The 17,280-nt window shown below is 44.1% G+C and carries 17 protein-coding genes; 11 read left to right on the top strand and 6 right to left on the bottom strand.

The genetic code is table 11. The features are described 5' to 3' along the window. Positions 1-21: 21 nt before the first annotated feature. From C1H71_RS15245 to C1H71_RS15225, 5 genes are all read right to left on the bottom strand, one after another. The gene (locus C1H71_RS15245) at positions 22-387 is read right to left on the bottom strand and encodes a response regulator (RefSeq protein WP_130107313.1); all 366 of its coding nucleotides are present in this window, start codon (positions 385-387) and stop codon (positions 22-24) included. A 112-nt stretch (positions 388-499) separates the two neighbouring features. Continuing rightward, positions 500-1,195, bottom strand: a complete 696-nt coding sequence (locus C1H71_RS21560) for a methyl-accepting chemotaxis protein (RefSeq protein WP_262488462.1) — start codon at positions 1,193-1,195, stop codon at positions 500-502. A gap of 722 nt (positions 1,196-1,917) precedes the next feature. Continuing rightward, positions 1,918-3,645, bottom strand: coding sequence for an ATP-binding SpoIIE family protein phosphatase (locus C1H71_RS15235; RefSeq protein WP_130107311.1), 1,728 nt, complete (start codon positions 3,643-3,645; stop codon positions 1,918-1,920). Positions 3,646-3,653: 8 nt separating this feature from the next. Next, positions 3,654-3,959 (bottom strand): STAS domain-containing protein, encoded by a 306-nt coding sequence (locus C1H71_RS15230; RefSeq protein ID WP_130107310.1) that lies wholly within the window; start codon positions 3,957-3,959, stop codon positions 3,654-3,656. Positions 3,960-4,045: 86 nt separating this feature from the next. Next, a complete protein-coding gene (locus C1H71_RS15225) occupies positions 4,046-5,221 on the bottom strand; it encodes a sensor histidine kinase (protein ID WP_130107309.1) in 1,176 nt (391 codons plus the stop codon). A gap of 236 nt (positions 5,222-5,457) precedes the next feature. Between C1H71_RS15225 and C1H71_RS15220 the strand changes: the two genes are divergently transcribed. The 7 genes from C1H71_RS15220 to C1H71_RS15190 all read left to right on the top strand — a co-directional run bounded on the left by C1H71_RS15220 (position 5,458) and on the right by C1H71_RS15190 (position 12,399). Further along, positions 5,458-6,408: a chemotaxis protein gene (locus tag C1H71_RS15220; RefSeq protein ID WP_130107308.1), complete on the top strand. Its 951-nt coding sequence runs from the start codon at positions 5,458-5,460 to the stop codon at positions 6,406-6,408. A 32-nt stretch (positions 6,409-6,440) separates the two neighbouring features. Next, positions 6,441-7,379 (top strand): chemotaxis protein, encoded by a 939-nt coding sequence (locus C1H71_RS15215; RefSeq protein ID WP_130107307.1) that lies wholly within the window; start codon positions 6,441-6,443, stop codon positions 7,377-7,379. Positions 7,380-7,435: 56 nt separating this feature from the next. After that, positions 7,436-7,825, top strand: coding sequence for a chemotaxis response regulator CheY (gene cheY / locus C1H71_RS15210; protein ID WP_046351200.1), 390 nt, complete (start codon positions 7,436-7,438; stop codon positions 7,823-7,825). A gap of 33 nt (positions 7,826-7,858) precedes the next feature. Beyond that, complete coding sequence (gene cheZ, locus C1H71_RS15205) at positions 7,859-8,662, top strand: protein phosphatase CheZ (RefSeq protein ID WP_130107306.1); 804 nt, start codon at positions 7,859-7,861, stop codon at positions 8,660-8,662. Positions 8,663-8,705: 43 nt separating this feature from the next. After that, positions 8,706-10,619 carry a chemotaxis protein CheA gene (locus tag C1H71_RS15200; protein WP_223145889.1) on the top strand — a complete coding sequence of 638 codons (1,914 nt, stop codon included), beginning with the start codon at positions 8,706-8,708 and terminating at the stop codon, positions 10,617-10,619. 111 nt (positions 10,620-10,730) lie between these two features. Further along, the gene (locus C1H71_RS15195) at positions 10,731-11,951 is read left to right on the top strand and encodes an EAL and HDOD domain-containing protein (protein ID WP_130107305.1); all 1,221 of its coding nucleotides are present in this window, start codon (positions 10,731-10,733) and stop codon (positions 11,949-11,951) included. Positions 11,952-12,105: 154 nt separating this feature from the next. Then, the gene (locus C1H71_RS15190; protein ID WP_130107304.1) at positions 12,106-12,399 is read left to right on the top strand and encodes a helix-turn-helix domain-containing protein; all 294 of its coding nucleotides are present in this window, start codon (positions 12,106-12,108) and stop codon (positions 12,397-12,399) included. 568 nt (positions 12,400-12,967) lie between these two features. Here C1H71_RS15190 and C1H71_RS15185 read toward each other — a convergent pair. Beyond that, the gene (locus tag C1H71_RS15185; protein ID WP_130107303.1) at positions 12,968-13,852 is read right to left on the bottom strand and encodes a LysR family transcriptional regulator; all 885 of its coding nucleotides are present in this window, start codon (positions 13,850-13,852) and stop codon (positions 12,968-12,970) included. 134 nt (positions 13,853-13,986) lie between these two features. Here C1H71_RS15185 and C1H71_RS15180 point away from each other — a divergent pair, with 134 nt between their 5' ends. From C1H71_RS15180 to C1H71_RS15165, 4 genes are all read left to right on the top strand, one after another. After that, positions 13,987-15,084, top strand: coding sequence for a TDT family transporter (locus C1H71_RS15180; protein ID WP_223145888.1), 1,098 nt, complete (start codon positions 13,987-13,989; stop codon positions 15,082-15,084). Positions 15,085-15,150: 66 nt separating this feature from the next. Further along, positions 15,151-16,074 (top strand): MBL fold metallo-hydrolase, encoded by a 924-nt coding sequence (locus C1H71_RS15175; RefSeq protein WP_130107301.1) that lies wholly within the window; start codon positions 15,151-15,153, stop codon positions 16,072-16,074. A gap of 73 nt (positions 16,075-16,147) precedes the next feature. Beyond that, positions 16,148-16,444 (top strand): hypothetical protein, encoded by a 297-nt coding sequence (locus tag C1H71_RS15170; protein WP_130107300.1) that lies wholly within the window; start codon positions 16,148-16,150, stop codon positions 16,442-16,444. Continuing rightward, positions 16,432-17,259 carry a DUF692 domain-containing protein gene (locus C1H71_RS15165; protein ID WP_130107299.1) on the top strand — a complete coding sequence of 276 codons (828 nt, stop codon included), beginning with the start codon at positions 16,432-16,434 and terminating at the stop codon, positions 17,257-17,259. Before C1H71_RS15170 ends, C1H71_RS15165 begins: the two co-directional genes overlap by 13 nt. Positions 17,260-17,280 lie beyond the last annotated feature (21 nt).

The following is a 17,280-nucleotide window of genomic DNA, read 5'->3' as shown; positions in this document are numbered from 1 at the left end:
AGCCAAAAGCCTAGCGAATGGCTAACCAATCACTTTGCGCACAACTTCAAGTAGTTTCTGAGGGTCAAAGGGTTTAACGAGCCAACCTGTTGCTCCTGCCGTTTTTCCTTGCATTTTCATTGCATCACTTGATTCTGTAGTGAGCATCAGCATCGGGGTCGATTTATATTGCGGTGTGGCTCTCAGCGTTTTAATTAAAGTGAGTCCATCCATGCCGGGCATGTTTTGATCGGTAAGGATCAAATCAACTTGTGTTTTTTTAGCCTGCTGCACACCCAAATTGCCATCACTGGCTTCAACAACGTCATAGCCCGCGCTTTTAAGCGTAAACACCACCATCTGCCGAATGGATGTGGAATCATCAACGGTCAAAATCTTTTTAGCCATATCGCCCCCAAGCCTATAAATTTTTAAAAAATTAATATTTATACCAAATCACTTTTTCATATACCCAAAGCATAGTGATAAAAAATGTCAGATGGTATGTAAACTTAAGTAGTTAAAATAAATCTACATCGCCACTACTCATATTGCCCTGCGCGACAGGATTTTTATGCATTGAATCTGCCACTTGCACCGATCGCTCACCCAAAGTTTGAAATTCAGTTACTTTTTCTTTCCATGCCCGCATTGGGTTTTTATCATTTGCAATATAACCATAAATTAATCCCAATGCTTCTTGCATTTCTGCCTGAGCCTCCACACGGCCTTTAGCGTGTAATAAAAGCTGATTCACTAAATCCTGGAATTGTAAGCCTCGCACCGCATTAGCAACACCTAGCTCCACTTGCGCAGCGATTACTGCTAATTCACTCACCACCGCTTCAACATTTTTATTCATCTCACCAATCTTAGTCATGGTTGATTCAATTTGCACCTTTGATTGCATTGATTTACTCATATCTTGCGAAGCCAACCTCATAATCGCTCCATCAGCAATAGATACAGACTCATGGATTTGCTTAATATTTACCCTAATTTGTCGGCTAAAATGATTAGTACGTGTTGAAAGTGCTCTTACCTCATCAGCAACAACGGCAAAACCCCGCCCTGCTTCTCCAGCCCTTGCTGCCTCAATAGCTGCATTTAAAGCCAGTAAGTTAGTTTGCTTAGCGATGGATTCAATTTCATTTAATACACCCAATACTTCTACTATTCCTTCCCCTACCTGCTCCATTTGCTCAACTAAGCCCATTGCCGTATAAGAAGTAGAAACAATACTTTCTACAAACGTGCTTAAAATACTCCTTGTTTCACTCACAAAACTTTCAAAACCAACGCCTCCATCCTTTTTTGAATGTAAAAACAATGACTCCGCCATTTCTTTTTGTAAGCGGGACTGATCAGCAATTTGCACAAAGCCATCCAGTAATGCAGGTATGGCATCTTCAAATATGTCAGCAGCGCGTTTTACTTCATCATCAGCTAGTTGCAATTGTGCTACTGAAAAAAAAGCCATATCGGATTGAGCCTGCAAAGAGCCTCCCATCTGTAATAAATCAGTAAACTGAGTATCACCTAAATCAACAACGCTCTCTTTATTAAAAAATAATAAAATAAGAATAGGGCACCAAGCAGCAAGCAGCCCACAGATCAGTAAGAGCCACGCAGAAGCATTCAGCCACATGATAAAAAAGAATAGGAAACTTACGAAAAATGCAAAACAAAATAAAATAGACAGGTTCTTTTTTAGCATAATAAAACCTCAAAATCAGTACGCAGCATCAACGAGAAATCGCCTAGCCGCTTCACACTCATAAAGATAGCTTATATGGCTAAAATTGAAACAAGAACAATAGATAATGGATAGAATACGAAAAATAATTTATGAATGCAGCCTTTTAATTTTTTTTAAAAAGCCATCTAGTTATTAAATAAAGAGTAAGTATTTAATATTTGATAAAAATAGAAAATAACTTAGGCTGCCTCTGTACGAGGAATATAATAGGCAACCACTTCATTACCCGTGCCATGGTATTGCGTAGATGCGCAAAGAGATTTAACCAATGCAATCCCCCGACCAAAGGCGAGCTGATGCGACAGCGCATCTGTTTTAGAACTTAACTGTGCCCAATCGAAACCATGGCCACTATCTTTAACGCGAATTCTTAATACGTCTTTGTCCTCATAATGCAGCCCAGTTAAATCAATTTCAATTCTACCTTCGGTGAGTTGCTCTAGACGAATAGCACGCTCACACAGGTATTGCTCCATCCCATCAACACCACGTTTCATGGAAGAACTCAAACCAAGCACGCCATGATCTAAAGCATTAACAAATAGCTCAGTTAAAATTAAAAAAACATCTGATTGGCTAAACTCAAGAGAGCGCACTCCGCCAATAAAATTCATCATAAAAGGCACCGTATTAATATGCCGAATTTCATCCACGCCTAAGGCAACACTATAACGCCAAGCACTTTCGCCTAGAGCCGCCAATGTTGAGATATTAACTACTTCGGTACTATGGAAAACCCGCTCAACAGCAGTTGAGCTCGTTTTATCTTTATCACCAAAATAAGCCAGTACAAGCGAGATATCATCATGATGTGCCTCGCCCTCTAAAAATGCAGCTAGATCATTTTGAGCATGCTTTAATCTTTCTGTGGCGGGTACTTCCGCGAGCACTTTTAATAAACGCTCTAGGCCATAATCACCTTTTACAGAATGCCGCGCTTCAATTAATCCATCCGAGTAAGCAGTAAGGCAAGCAGGCTCATTAAAGTAATAACGATCCGTCATCAAATCCATGGCATGGGTAGGAACAATACCTAATGGTAAATGAGATGATTTCCACGTGTGTTTAACGGCACCACTTGGGTCAATGACATGCACAGATGGCATACCCCCATTCCACACTTCAATACAGCCAGCGGATTCATCAATTGAAATCAATACCAAGGCGACAAAACGGCCTATAGGCAAAACTTGCCTAACCTTGTTATTCATTTCAATAAGAATATCTGAGATCGTGTAGCCCTTTTCAGTCATAGTGTAAAACGGCTGGGTTAATGGCAATACATTAAGTGCAGCAGTTAAACCATGACCAATGCCATCAGCCAACATCAAATAAAGCGCCTGCCCAGGGGTGCGGGCTGCAGCAATTAAATCCCCAGAAAGGCTTTCAGCTGGGGAGAGATAGTATTCAAACTGAGGGTCATACAGTAATTCAGCATTAACCATTTGTTCCATTAAATGGCTAACTACGCGTTTCTCTTCTTCTGCTCTATCGTAGTAGTCAGCCAACTTAAGCGACTGCTCACGTACTTTACGATTCAATTCTAAAGTACGGCTAAAGGCTTTTAATTTGGCCTCTAAAACCCGAAAATTTACTGGTTTATTTATATAATCATCAGCCCCTTGCTCAATCGCTTCGGCTAATTTGTTTTCTTCTCCCACGCCAGTTACAAAAACGATGGGCACCCATGTTTCATTCGCTTCATGTTTAATAGCAATCGCAGCATCTAGCCCTGACATGACCGGCATCATCATATCCATCAGTACCAGATCAGGCCGTTCTAAACGCCACGTTTCTAAGGCCTCTAAGCCGTTGCGCGCCTGAATAGCCTTATGCCCTAAGGCTTCCACAAAGCGTGAAATAAGTAAGAGCACTGATTCAGTATCGTCAACAACTAGAATTTTCATTGTAAGCTTTAACGTATGGTGAAAATCTTACCGAAACAGGCAATTTCCAGCACTTGCCTGACCGAATCTCTACAATTAACCAATGCTAAATTCTTACTCGCAGCACCGATTTTTTCTTTCAGCAATAACAACATGCCTAATGCAGAGCTGTCTAAGTAATTAACATTTTGAAAATCAACCAGCACTTCTTTAATACTTGGATTGCTAATAAGTGTTTCACACACCTGGCGAAACTCTCGGTGAGCGCTGAAATCGAACTGCCCGGAGAGAACCACGCGGCCCACTTCCCCTTCGATCTGCACAGTTGGTGTCATACAAACCTCAATTTCATGAAAGATATATGTTTAAAATTACTATGAAGCACATAAGATGGGCGAAAGAAAAAAACCATCTCTTGCTTTCATACCTTAGTCGGGCAATACAAAACTGGCAACCGTATCGTAAACGAACTACCTGCTCCAAGGTTGGAATTTACGCCAATCTCCCCACCTAAGCGAGTCAGAAGGTTACTCACAATCGCCAAACCAAGGCCTGTGCCGTCTTTTTTAGTGGTAAAGAATGGCTCAAATAAACGCTCTTGCACCTCTACGGACATGCCGCAGCCCTGATCCTCCACGTTAACTTCCGCCATACCTTCATTTAGTGTAAGCGATAATTGAATTATGTCGCCCTTTTTAGATGCAAGCATGGCATTGTCTAGCAAATTAGTCACACAACCCAACAGTTCCTTGCGGTTTGCGCTGACGGCTAAAGTATCTGCCCCCGATGAAACATTAAGCACGCAACTTATTTGATGGCTACTCAGCTGCGGCAGCATCATTTGCTGTGCTTCATTGAGTAAACCCAATAAATTCACTGACTCCAATGGCACGTCTTGGCCACGGACAAAACTCAGCATATTTTGAATTAATACTTCTAAGTGTCTCAAGCGCGCTAAATTTTTTTGCCCAAATTTTTGTCTATCTTGATCACTTAACTCAGGCTTAGCTAGGTGCGCAGAATAAAGTAATGCCGTAGCAAGTGGGGTGCGCAGTTGATGCGCCAGACCTGCGGTCATTTCCCCCATGGCAGCTAAACGTTTGTGTTGGGTAAGTGCTCGCTGTAATTCCCACATATCACTCACGTCATGAATCAACATGATTTTGCCATGCTCATTTGGCATATCGTTCACCATAATACTGATGCGTCGCTCTCCATTTTCTGTCTGGGATAGCCATAGATCAGGGCCATTGCTGGCCTGTAAATGCTCAGTAATATATTGCTGCCAAACAGCCCCTAAACATAATGATTTCATCATTAAACCGGCAGCAGGATTGAATTCAACCACCACGCCATGCTCATTTAATTCCACCACCCCGCCAGGTAAACGCTGCAAAAGTAATGACAGCCGTCTTGATAAAGCGGCCTTTTCATCTAACTCGCGGCGTAGATTTCCATTGGCAATTTCCAATTGATCGGTCAAAGAAACAACTTGCTGCTGTAAATCTGCGTAAGCCAAGCTAAGCTGATTTGAAGCTTCTGTAAAAAGCGAAAAAGCACTTTCCAACTCACGGGGGTCAATACCAAGATTGTCCATATAACACCTTCCTTGTTGCTTTTTCTTTTTTACATTATAAAGTGACTAGACAGCAGTCCAAAACAATGATCTATATTTTTATGGAAGCCAAGATAATTTAAATATTAGTGAAAGTTTAAATAGTTCTAGTCTTACGGCTATAATTGCTTCTTTTAGTGTTTGTACAGCTGCTTCCTAAATGTTCCATCTCAACACCGTCGGTTAAGAATACTTAAACGCAGCCTGGAGCTATTTCTGTGTCTGACTTATTAAAAAATATTGACGCTCGTACAAAGCTGGCTGGTACTAACAAGCTGGAAATCCTTTTATTTACTCTCGGGCAAGATGAGCGCTCTGGCCGACGAGAAAACTTTGCAATCAATGTGTTCAAAGTGCGCGAAGTCATGCGAACGCCGGAAATCACCAAAGCGCCAGATATGCCCCCTTCAATCGAAGGAATGGTGAGTTTGCGCGGAGTACTGGTTCCCGTCATTGATTTAGCACGCTACGCGGGTATTGCTACCACAACGCGCCCAGAAATCATGATTGTTTCTGAATATAACGGCCACACACAGGGTTTTTTAGTTGAAGCGGTTGACACCATTTTACGACTGGATTGGTCGCAAATGCGTGTACCTCCCGACATGCTAATGTCACAAATGGGCGGTTTAGTTGTTGCGGTAACCGAGCTTCCAAATAATAAGCTTGTAATGATGATGGACGTTGAAAAGGTACTGGCTGAATCTGTACCTGGCTCTGATAAAATCGACCCTGAGTCCTTAATTCAAGATGTTAGCTTAGCCTCAAAAACTGTTTTTATTGCTGATGATTCGATCGTTGCTCGCCGTCAAATTGAAATGACCTTAGATGCGATGCATATCAAACATATTTCTACCATTAATGGCAAGCGTGCTTGGGAAGAATTGCAGCGCCTCGCACAATCTGCAGATTTGCAGGGAAAATTAGTAAGAGACATGGTTCATTTGGTGCTCACCGACGTAGAAATGCCAGAAATGGATGGCTATATGCTCACCAAATTAATTAAGAGTGACCCACGTTTTGCAGGGATTCCAGTTTTAATGCACTCGTCATTATCTGGTGCCTCTAATCAAAAACTAGGGCAATCCGTTGGTGTTGATGGTTATGTTGCCAAATTTGAGGCGCATCGACTATCTGAAGCAGTTGCCAATTTCCTAATTAAAGAATAATGCACCACTAAGAACAACAGCGGAGGTGATTCATGTCAAGTAATTCGAGCAATTTACTTGAAAGCATTGATGCGCGAACCAAGCTAGCTGGTTCCAATAAAATGGAAATCCTGCTGTTTACCCTAGGCACGCGTGAAATATTTGGTATCAATGTGTTTAAAGTACGCGAAGTATCCCAAACACCAAAAATTACCAAGACTCCAAATATGCCCCTTGGTGTTGAAGGTGTTCTTTCTTTGCGTGGTAATATCATCCCCGTTATTGCACTAGCAACATTTGTAGCTACACAAGAAACGCCTTCAGCAGAAGCCACCAGCACCATGATTGTGACTGAATTCTCGAAGCACACTCAAGCCTTCCTCGTTCATGAAGTGGATCGTATTATTCGAGTTGATTGGGACAAGGTTCGTGCGCCAGAAACCATGCTGGCAGGTAATCAACAATTAATTACCGCCCTCACCGAACTACCCGATGGCAAGCTCGTATCCATCTTAGATGTAGAGCAAATTTTAGCCAGTGTGATTGGCGACCCCACGATTCCTGATTTACAAAAAGCGGCCATTAATCCTGAAACATTCATGTTTTTTGTGGATGATTCAATGGTGGCCCGCAAAGAAATTATTAGCGTACTTGATAAAATTGGTGTTAAGTATCACCAAGCTAATAATGGCCGTGAAGCATGGGATAAACTGCAAAACTTAGCGAATCGCGCCACACATGACGGCGAACGGCTGCGCGACAAACTAAAAATGATTTTAGTAGATGCTGAAATGCCAGAGATGGATGGCTATGTATTAACTAAGCACATTAAGTCTGATAATCGTTTCCAAGGTATTCCCATCGTAATGCATTCATCTTTATCTTCAAATGCAAACAGAGCGATGGGAAGCAGCGTTGGTGTCGACGCTTATGTGGCAAAATTTGACGCCGTCATTCTAGCCGACACAATCACCCCTCTGCTGGTTGGTTAAGATCGGTTTTATAAAACAAGCCGTTTACAAAGAGTGTAAACGACATGGAGTATCATATGGCAGATAGTAACCTGCGTATTTTAGTGGTGGATGATTTTTCCACAATGCGCCGTATTGTTCGTAACCTTTTGAAAGAACTAGGTTTTTCCAATGTTGACGAGGCAGAAGACGGCCAAGTTGCATTGCATAAGCTCAAAAATGGCTCTTTCGAATTTGTGGTTACCGATTGGAACATGCCGAACATGACTGGCATTGAGCTACTACGTGCAATTCGCGCAGATGCACAACTTAAACATCTACCGGTCATGATGGTGACGGCAGAGGCTAAAAAAGAAAACATTATTGAAGCGGCTACCGCTGGCGCAAATGGCTATATCGTAAAACCATTCACAGCTGCCACATTGGATGAAAAACTGAAGAAAGTTTTCGCCAATATGAGCAAGTAGAACAAGAACCTGACAGACGCACAGGAGGCGACTGTGAACGATCATGCCCTAAATAGCGGAGATTCCGCTGACCTAGAAGCGCTATTCGATAGTATCTCCAATAAGGAGAGTGAACCGGAAGCCCCTGCCCCTGCTCCTGCCTCGGCTGAAGTTAGTCCACTGGCAGCAAGCAGCCCTCCGGTCACACTCACTGCTGAAGAGATGAACGATCCTGCTCGCGCTATGTTTTCACACATTGGGCAACTAACACGAAAATTACACGACACCCTAAAAGAACTCGGCTTAGATAAATCATTAGAGAAAGCTGCAACGGACATCCCCGATGCGCGTGACCGACTCTCTTATATCGCGACCTTAACCGAGCAAGCGGCAGATCGTACGCTCAATGCACTTGATTTTGCTAAACCCATCCAAGACAAAATCAGTGATGATGCAAAAGCACTCGGTACGCAATGGGATAAGCTTTTAGCAAACCAGTTATCTGTCGATGAGTTTAAAGCTTTGGTTGAAAAAACCAGAACACACTTAAACGACACCGTTACAGGCTCAGATCAAGTGAGCAGTAAGATGTTAGAAATTATGATGGCTCAAGATTTCCAAGATCTCACTGGGCAAGTCATTAAAAAAGTACTGGCTATGTCCAAGCAAATGGAAGCCCATCTGATGGACTTCTTGCTGCTGTTTTCTCCACAAGGCACCGTTGTTCGTCACGAGGCCCTGACAGTAGATGGTGACGCCTCCTTACTCAATGGCCCAGTTATTAATCCTGAAGGTCGTACGGATGTGGTGGCTAATCAAGGGCAAGTAGACGATTTGCTTGAGAGCTTGGGTTTCTAAGCCTCTAATTAAATGAAAGAGCGCAACCTTAGGGGGAGCGAAGATGAGCACTGACTTTGGCGGCATGGAAGACCTGCTGCAAGATTTTTTAACAGAAGCATCTGAGCTCCTGTCTGAAGTAGACAATAAACTAGTTGAGCTTGAAAAAAGGCCTAACGACAAAAATCTACTAAACGATATTTTTAGAGGGTTCCACACCATTAAAGGTGGCGCAGGCTTTCTGAATGTTGATGCGATGGTGCGCCTCTGCCATCGCACAGAAAATCTATTTGATAAGCTGCGTACGCTTGAGCTGGTGCTTACCCCCGAGATTATGGACACCATAATGGCCGCAACCGGCATTGTGCGTGATATGTTTGGTGCACTAGCGAAAGGGGCTCTACCTGCGAATGCACCAGAAGAATTAATCGCAGCACTCGATGCAGTATTGGAAGGACGGCCATTAGAAACCGCTGTTGCCCACGTTGCAACAGCAGCCCCTAGCCCAGTTCCAGTAGCTCCAGTAGCTCCACCGGCTCACGGCCCTGATTGGGATGCCTTATACAATGCACTACTTGGCAGCACACCTAGCCCAGCCATAGCAGCAGTTGTTGCACCGATTGATAACGAAACACAACATGGATCTGCAGCCATGGAACAAATTGTTACTGATCCAATGAATAGCTTAAAACCCGCTCCTATAAAAGCTGCGGCACCCGCCCCTCAACAGCAGCAACAGCAGCAGCAAGTTGCAGCGGCCCCCCAAGAAGCCACGATTCGTATTGATACTGTACGACTAGATCAAGTGCTTAACTTATCAGGTGAAATTGGTCTAACCAAAAACCGTCTGACTACGTTACGCACCGATATTATGGCAGGCAAGATGGATAGCAACACCTTAAAAGCGATGGATGAGGCAATTAGCCAGCTCGATCTCTTGGTAGGTGATTTACAAAACGCGGTAATGAAAACGCGCATGCAGCCTATTGGCCGCTTATTCCAAAAATACCCGCGTTTAGCGCGCGACTTAGCCCGCCAACTCGGTAAAGACGTTGAGCTGGTTATTTCTGGTGAAGAAACCGAGCTAGATAAAACCATGCTCGAGGACTTAAATGATCCACTCGTCCACTTAGTACGTAATGCGGTTGATCATGGTATTGAAACCATGGAAGACCGTAAAACCAGCGGCAAATCAGCTAAAGCGATTGTTCAGCTATCCGCCACGCAAGTTGGCGACCATATTCTGATCGCGATTTCGGATGATGGCCGAGGAATGCGCCCCGATGTGATTCGTAAAAAAGCAGTCGAAAAAGGCTTAATTGACGTCGAAACAGCGAATAGCCTCGATGACAAACAAAGCTTGCAACTGATTTTTATGCCTGGTTTTTCGACCAAAGACCAAGTTTCCAGCGTATCAGGACGCGGTGTGGGTATGGATGTGGTTAAAACCAATATCCAGCGCCTTAATGGCCGTATCGATATTCAATCGGTAGTTGGCGAAGGCTCACGCTTTACCATTTCTCTGCCACTCACCTTGGCGATTCTGCCGGTATTGGTGGTGCGCGTTTGCGACCAACCCTTTGCAGTACCACTGGCTATGGTGCGTGAAATTATCCCAATTCGTCACGAACAAATCCAAGAAGTATCTGGCCGTGCCACGATTGTGGTACGTGATGAAATCCTCTCAGTACGCTCCTTGGCCAGCCTACTTGGCTGGGAAGACGTTCAACTACCGCAGTTTGGCGTGTTGATGCAATCTGCTGAACATTCCTTTATCTTGGCCGTAGATAGCTTTATTGGCCGAGATGATGTGGTCATTAAACCACTGCAAAACATTCGCCCTAAAGGTGTTGCGGGTGCAACATTATCGGGAGATGGCTCCGTCGTGCTTGTTTTAGACATGGAAGATCTGCTAGGTGCTGCGGACGCAGATAACTCTGCAATCCGTACCTCGCGCTTCCTTGAAAAAACTGAGTAGCTCCATAACATTTGCAGCTAGGATAATTCATACCCCTAGCTGCACACAGAACTGGTACAATTTTCCGGTGCGAATATCACCTCGATGTCGCGTACAGGGTGTTTCCAAAATATGACGCAAGACCATGCATTTATAGGCCGCCAGCCTATCCTTAATCGCCAACAAGAAATTATTGGCTATGAGCTGTTATTTCGACTCAATAAAGAAGCGGTTACCGCAAATTTCTCCAGTGATATGCAAGCTGGTACCAATGTACTGGTAAACACGCTCAGTAATATGGGAACAGATTGGCTAGTAGGTAATAAATTAGCCTTTATCAATGTTGCTGAATCAATGTTAGAAAGTAATTTCTTAGAATTACTTCATCCAGAGCGTGTGGTTTTAGAAGTCGTTGAAACTACCGAAGCGACACCACAATTATTAGCACGTTTGCAAAGCCTGAAAGACCAAGGCTTCTCAATTGCCCTCGATGATTTTTTACTTACCCCTCAAACTGCACCGTTTTTAGAGTTTGCTGATTATATCAAGATAGATATACAGCTATTAGGCATGGCACAAGTGCCAGCACTATCTAAAGAATTACGCGGCTCTAAAGCACTACAAGTTGCAGAAAAGGTTGAAACAAAAGACGAATTCAAACAATGCATGGATTTAGGCTTTGAATGTTTCCAAGGTTATTACTTTGCCCGCCCAGAAACACTGTCAGCTAAAGTCATTAACCCCTCGTATGCCAACATCCTAAATCTTTTAAATATGCTGCGTAACAATGCAGAATTAAAAGATATTGAAAATGCACTTAAACGTGATGTGGCTTTATCTTTTAAACTATTGCGCTACATTAATTCAGTTGGGTTTGGCTTATCCTGTGAAATTCAATCGTTCCGCCATGCAGTGACTATTCTAGGCTACCAAAAACTATACCGCTGGCTCACTCTGCTCTTAGTTACAGCGGGTGCGGATAATGGTTCACCACCTGCCCTACTCAAAACAGCGATTACCCGTGGCCGTTTAGTTGAATTACTGGGCTCTCATCTGCTAGATGGCCAGGATAGAGACAATCTATTTATCGTTGGCGTATTCTCGCTACTCGATGTATTGCTCGATATGCCAATGGAAAAAATATTAGAAACACTGATTTTGCCAGAGAATGTCACAGATGCCCTACTGACCCGCACAGGCATTTACGGCCCCTTCCTAGCACTAGCAGAGGCTTGTGAAGACCCAAGCATGTCTGAAGTACCCTTTTTATGTGAGCAGCTGCAACTCACGCCTGACATGCTAAACGGCTCTCACGTTCAAGCACTAAAATGGGTTGAAGAACTGGGCATATAATCATTTTTTAGAACACAAAAAAAGACGCTAAATGAACTGCCCCAAAAAATTGGACACCCGTCCATATTTTTGGGGTGTTTTTATGTCCAAGCACACAACGCAACGCAAGCTTTCTGTTGTTCAGTAATATTTAAATGCCGAAGCAGACATCAAAATGATCGCCAACCAACATGGCATCGAGTACGCCATTTTTCGTAACTGGGTGAGGTCATTTCTCCTGCATGGTGGATCGTGCTTAACACCCAAATACAGTCATTACGATGCCGTATTCAAGCTCTCCGTGCTCCAGCACATGTGGGACAATCATATTTCCCTGCAGAAAACTGCCGCTTATTTTGATATTCGTAGCCCCACTTGCTTGAGTGAATGGAGCTCGAAGTATGACGCTGGCGGAATTGCTGCCATTGAACCTGCGCCTAAAATCACCCATGCCCGTCGCCGAAAATAATACAGCTCTCCCACCGATTGATGTTAATGCAAGAGCGGGGTTTGAAGTCGTGCGTTCGGCCTAAAAAGCACCGTTCATACAAAGGTGAATGCGGCAAAGTCGCGCCAAATAGATTGCAGCGGCAATTTAGCCCCCTGTATCAGGATAGTTGAGATACAGCCCGCCTTGCCAAATAAAGGCTTTGCCAGTCTGGATGAAGCAAGGCAATGGGTCAGGCGCTTTGTGGATTGGTACAGCCATACGCACCGGCACAGCGGGATTTAATTCGTCACGCCATCGCAACGGCATCAAGGGCAGGACAAAGCTCTATTAGAAAAACGCCATGCCGTCTACCAAACCGCCCGCTTGGTACGGCCGGAACGGTGGCGGAACACAACTCGGAACTGGATCTGGCAAAACGAAGTACAACTCAACCCAGGCTGGGTCATTGAGCCCAAAACAAGCAAGGAATTACAGGTAGCTTAAATCGTAAAAACATCTCCACTACTTTGACAATTACCGTAATGCGCCCGCCACTTCTAAATACCCAAGCACTTTCGTGCATTTCAACTTCAATATTGAGCACTCTTTAGTAGAGCATTTTTTTGACCAAGGTGCGAAATGCGCCAGCACTTGGGCTAAGTCCTCGTGATTTTCGCCAGATCATGGTGAAATCTCTCTCAATCTTCAAGTCAGTAACAGCTAACTTCACAAGCGAGCCATTGGCTAACTCTTCCGCGATGCTTCGCTGGGAAATCCACGCGACCGCATTGCCAAGCAGTAGTAACTGTTTGATCGCTTCCGTGCTACCAACATACAATTTAGGCGCAAGCACAAGACCATGCTGTGCATATGACTGCTCAACAACTGCACGGGAGCCAGAGCCTGCCTCCCGCACCACGAGTTCGCCACAGCCTATTTCCGCAGCACTTACGCTGCCTTTGGCATACAAGCTGTTGGATGGACTTACCACTGGAATAATCTCATCGTGCCCAATCAATACGGCATCGAACAATGCAATATCGTATGTTCCCTCGATAAAGCCGACTTGTCTTTCTTGGGTCAAAAGCGTCTCTTCAACTTGCTCCGTATTTGTAACGGCCAAGTCAATGGTCACTCCAGGATAAAGACGCCGGAAAGTGTCTAAAATTTTAGGTAAGAAGTAAACGCCAATGGTTCGGCTGGCCGCAAGGCGAAGATCACCACGTAGCACCTCAGCAAACTCTCCTACCGCATTTTCGGCTGAATTGGCTAATGTAAAGATTTGGGCAGCGAACTGAGCAAGTAGAACTCCTGCCTCCGTAGGTTTCATGCCTCTTGGTAAACGATCAAAAAGTACAACGCCAAAACGCTCTTCAAGCTCCCTAATCTCCCGTGTCAACGCAGGTTGACTGACGTGCAGATGCTCTGATGCAGCCGTCACGCTGCCCATTTTTACTACAGCAAAGAATGCTTCGAGGTGGGTAAAGTTCATAATATCAATCTATATCAAAATCATATGGCAGCCATAGTAAATATGTATTTTTTTTATAAATAGCACCGTTCTATATTAGAGGCATCTACTCCTTATGAAGTAGATGCATTCACTCCTTACGAAGGATGATGATTATGGGAAGCCTTGCAGAGAAAGTTCGCCAGTTCACGCCTAACTGGTTTGCCATCACGATGGGAAACGGCATTGTGTTTTTAATTTTGGCCGCACTGCCGATTCACTTTAGTGGCCAACAAATACTTGCTGAAGCACTTTGGGCTATCGATACGGTTGTATACATGATTTTTGCATTGATGTTTACGGCTAGATTGATTATTTACCCTGACACGATCAAACCCATGCTACAGCACCCCGTCCAGTCCATGTTCCTTGGCGCTATACCCATGGGGCTGGTTCCTATTATTAATGGCATCGTCATTTTTGCAGGTCCACGCTTTGGCTCAGATGTTTACTCGCTGGCTTTTTTTGTTTGGTGCTTCGATGTCGTGCTTGCTGTGGTGATTGCGATTGGCGTGCCTTATTTAGCCTTTCGCTCTCAAAACCATGCATTTGAAAAGCTCACTGCCGTGCTGCTCTTGCCCATTGTTGCGCCAGAAGTCGCAGCATCAAGTGCTGCAGTATTAGCGCCTCACCTCGCTCCAGAAATTGCTCGTTATATTATCGGAGCAGGCTATGTTCTTTGGGCTATTTCAGTGCCGCAAGCATTTATGGTTTTGACGCTGGTGTTTTTTCGATTAGTGATCCACAAACTACCGCATCGAGACTTGGGTGTTTCAAGTTGGTTAACCCTTGGCCCCATTGGCACTGGCGCTCTTGGCTTACTCACTCTTGGACAAGCCGCGCCTGCAGCCTTCAGCGGAACTCAATTAGCTAGCGTGGCCATCACAGCGAGGGATTTTGGTGTGATTGGCGGTCTGCTGCTTTGGGGAATGGGGATTTGGTGGCTCGTGTGTGCCATTTTATTTATGAGTCATTATCGCCGAGAAGGCTTGCCATTCAATCTTGGCTGGTGGGGATTAACCTTCCCGCTGGGGGTCTATGTTGCAGCTACATTGAATCTGTACTTCATAACTCAACTTATTGTGTTCGAGGTGATAGGCATTGTGCTTGCTGGGCTTTTGTTAGGTCTATGGCTCATTGTGCTGATTAAAACACTTAACGCGCTTATACATGGTCGCTTATTCCATGCTCCCTGTTTAAACGATTTAAATTAGCTATTTAATTAGCAATCGTTAAGTCATTAAATAGCACTTATTTAACTACTAAGAGATATATAAAAAATGAAAATTTATACTTTTATTCTTGCGATAGGACTTGCGTGTATATCTGCCCTATCGGGGGCAAATGAAGGCCCTTGCAAAAACAAGAGTTATTCATTGCAGCTTTTGGGTTCTGGTGGCCCCATTTCAGATGATGGCCGCTCTTCTTCTGCATCCTTGATCTGGTGGAAAAACAAACCTCTATTCATGATCGACGCTGGTGGGGGCTCATTTCTACGGTTTGGTCAGTCTGGCGCAAAACTAGAGGATGTACGTTTTATCGGTCTAACCCATTTTCATACCGACCACGTTTCAGATTTGCCCGCTCTTTTGAAAGGCAGTTATTTCTTTAATGCCCCGCACAATATTGACATTGCTGGCCCAACAGCAAGTGAAGCATTTCCTAGCTTGACTCATTTCATGAACGCTCAATTTGCCAAAAATGGCGCTTATGCTTATTTATCAGGAATCTTTGATGGAAAAGGAGATATTCCCTTAAAAGTGAAGCTGACTGATGTGGATTACCATCAAACAGCCGCAACAAAAGTCTATGAAGACGGTGATATTACGATCTCAGCCCTCGGTATTCCTCATGGCAATGTCCCTACGCTGGCATACCGAATTGATACACCCGAAGGGCGGATTGTGATCTCGGCCGATCAAAACGGCAGCAATCAGCATTTTATTGATTTTGCTAAAAATGCCGACATATTGGTCATGCCGCTCGCTATTGATGAAGGGGCCGACTCCAGCTCTGCTTTCCTACACGCCAAGCCTTCCACCGTCGGCAAGATTGCTGCGGCAGTTCAAGCTAAAAACCTCGTTTTGAACCATTTCATGGGCAAAAGTCTACGCACCAAAGATCAGTCTATTGCCATCATTAAGAAATACTACAAAGGTCCTGTTTATGCTGGGCGAGATTTGTCATCTATTTCTGTGAATTAAATTGTATTGCGATAAAACCATCGTAATTTTAATAAATAATTAAACTCGTTTAATCCAAAAAAAGAGGCAAAAATTGAAAAATAAAATCATTTTATCGATAGCGATGACTTCATTGGTGACTATGTATGCAGAGCCATTGATGGCCAAAACCAGCCATGCAGCACAGCCCGTAAAAAGTGAAAGTGGCAATGGCGGAAAGTGCGCAAGCGGGAAATGTGGAACCGTAAAAATGTACGAGAAAGCCGACCTTAAGAGTGATCCTCAGGACAAATTGGTACGCGCTCGTGACGGAAAATGCGGCAAATCTGGGCAAGGGACACATGCAGCTGCTTCAAGCTACAAAATGACGGAGGGAGTATGCGGACAATAGCCCCTTCCTCTCTGGGAGTAGGGCTACGCAGCGAGCACGCTCAATGGCTATCTGATCAGCCCATAGACCCCAATATTGATTTTCTTGAACTGACCATTGAAAACTGGTTGGAAGTGGGCGGAAGGAAACGTGAGCAGCTGGATATTCTGTCTAGCAAATACCCACTGATTGCCCATGGGCTAAGCCTTTCAATTGGCGATACCTTGCCCTTAAATATAGAGTTTATTAAAAGAGTAAAACGCTTTCTCGATCGCTACCAGATCGACGTATATAGCGATCACTTGAGCTATTCCAGGGACAAACAAGGCTATTTATACGATTTATTGCCGATTCCCCGCAGCCCAGAGATGGCGGTATATATTTCGGAAAAAATACGGCAAGCGCAATATATTCTAGAACGCACGCTTATTCTGGAAAACATCAGTTACTACTACAACCATGATGGGCAAATGAACGAAGCGGAATTTATTAACGAAATTGTTGAACGCAGCCAATGCCAGCTATTGCTAGATATCAACAATGCTTATGTTAATGGCGTAAATCATGATTACGATCCGCTTAAATTTATTGCCAACCTACCATCAGCCTCAATTCGGTATTTTCATATTGCAGGCCATTGGCAGCAAGAGGATGGCGTCATTATTGATACACATGGTGCAAATGTATGCGGCGAAGTGATTGAACTGGCTAAGCAAACTATTAAATTGCACGGTACTAAGCCCTTGGTATTAGAAAGGGACAACCACCTTCCTTCATTAAAAGACTTATGCGGGGAAGTTTCAGAGCTAGGTAGCCAATTGCTCTATTCGCATTAGAAACATCCAATAAATGCCGCA

The sequence above is a fragment of the Iodobacter fluviatilis genome, from assembly GCF_004194535.1.
In the GTDB taxonomy this organism is placed as follows: Bacteria; Pseudomonadota; Gammaproteobacteria; order Burkholderiales; family Chitinibacteraceae; genus Iodobacter; species Iodobacter fluviatilis_A.
Note: the sequence above shows the minus strand (reverse complement) of the source record. Positions and strands in the feature narration are given on the sequence as shown.

Excerpts from the sequence above, each read along its gene's own strand:
- C1H71_RS15245 (WP_130107313.1), bottom strand. The coding sequence starts at position 387 with ATGGCTAAAAAGATTTTGACCGTTGATGATTCCACATCCATTCGGCAG.
- C1H71_RS21560 (WP_262488462.1), bottom strand. The coding sequence starts at position 1,195 with ATGGGCTTAGTTGAGCAAATGGAGCAGGTAGGGGAAGGAATAGTAGAA.
- C1H71_RS15235 (WP_130107311.1), bottom strand. The coding sequence starts at position 3,645 with ATGAAAATTCTAGTTGTTGACGATACTGAATCAGTGCTCTTACTTATT.
- C1H71_RS15230 (WP_130107310.1), bottom strand. The coding sequence starts at position 3,959 with ATGACACCAACTGTGCAGATCGAAGGGGAAGTGGGCCGCGTGGTTCTC.
- C1H71_RS15225 (WP_130107309.1), bottom strand. The coding sequence starts at position 5,221 with ATGGACAATCTTGGTATTGACCCCCGTGAGTTGGAAAGTGCTTTTTCG.
- C1H71_RS15215 (WP_130107307.1), top strand. The coding sequence starts at position 6,441 with ATGTCAAGTAATTCGAGCAATTTACTTGAAAGCATTGATGCGCGAACC.
- cheY (WP_046351200.1), top strand. The coding sequence starts at position 7,436 with ATGGCAGATAGTAACCTGCGTATTTTAGTGGTGGATGATTTTTCCACA.
- C1H71_RS15200 (WP_223145889.1), top strand. The coding sequence starts at position 8,706 with ATGAGCACTGACTTTGGCGGCATGGAAGACCTGCTGCAAGATTTTTTA.
- C1H71_RS15195 (WP_130107305.1), top strand. The coding sequence starts at position 10,731 with ATGACGCAAGACCATGCATTTATAGGCCGCCAGCCTATCCTTAATCGC.
- C1H71_RS15190 (WP_130107304.1), top strand. The coding sequence starts at position 12,106 with ATGATCGCCAACCAACATGGCATCGAGTACGCCATTTTTCGTAACTGG.
- C1H71_RS15185 (WP_130107303.1), bottom strand. The coding sequence starts at position 13,852 with ATGAACTTTACCCACCTCGAAGCATTCTTTGCTGTAGTAAAAATGGGC.
- C1H71_RS15180 (WP_223145888.1), top strand. The coding sequence starts at position 13,987 with ATGGGAAGCCTTGCAGAGAAAGTTCGCCAGTTCACGCCTAACTGGTTT.
- C1H71_RS15175 (WP_130107301.1), top strand. The coding sequence starts at position 15,151 with ATGAAAATTTATACTTTTATTCTTGCGATAGGACTTGCGTGTATATCT.
- C1H71_RS15165 (WP_130107299.1), top strand. The coding sequence starts at position 16,432 with ATGCGGACAATAGCCCCTTCCTCTCTGGGAGTAGGGCTACGCAGCGAG.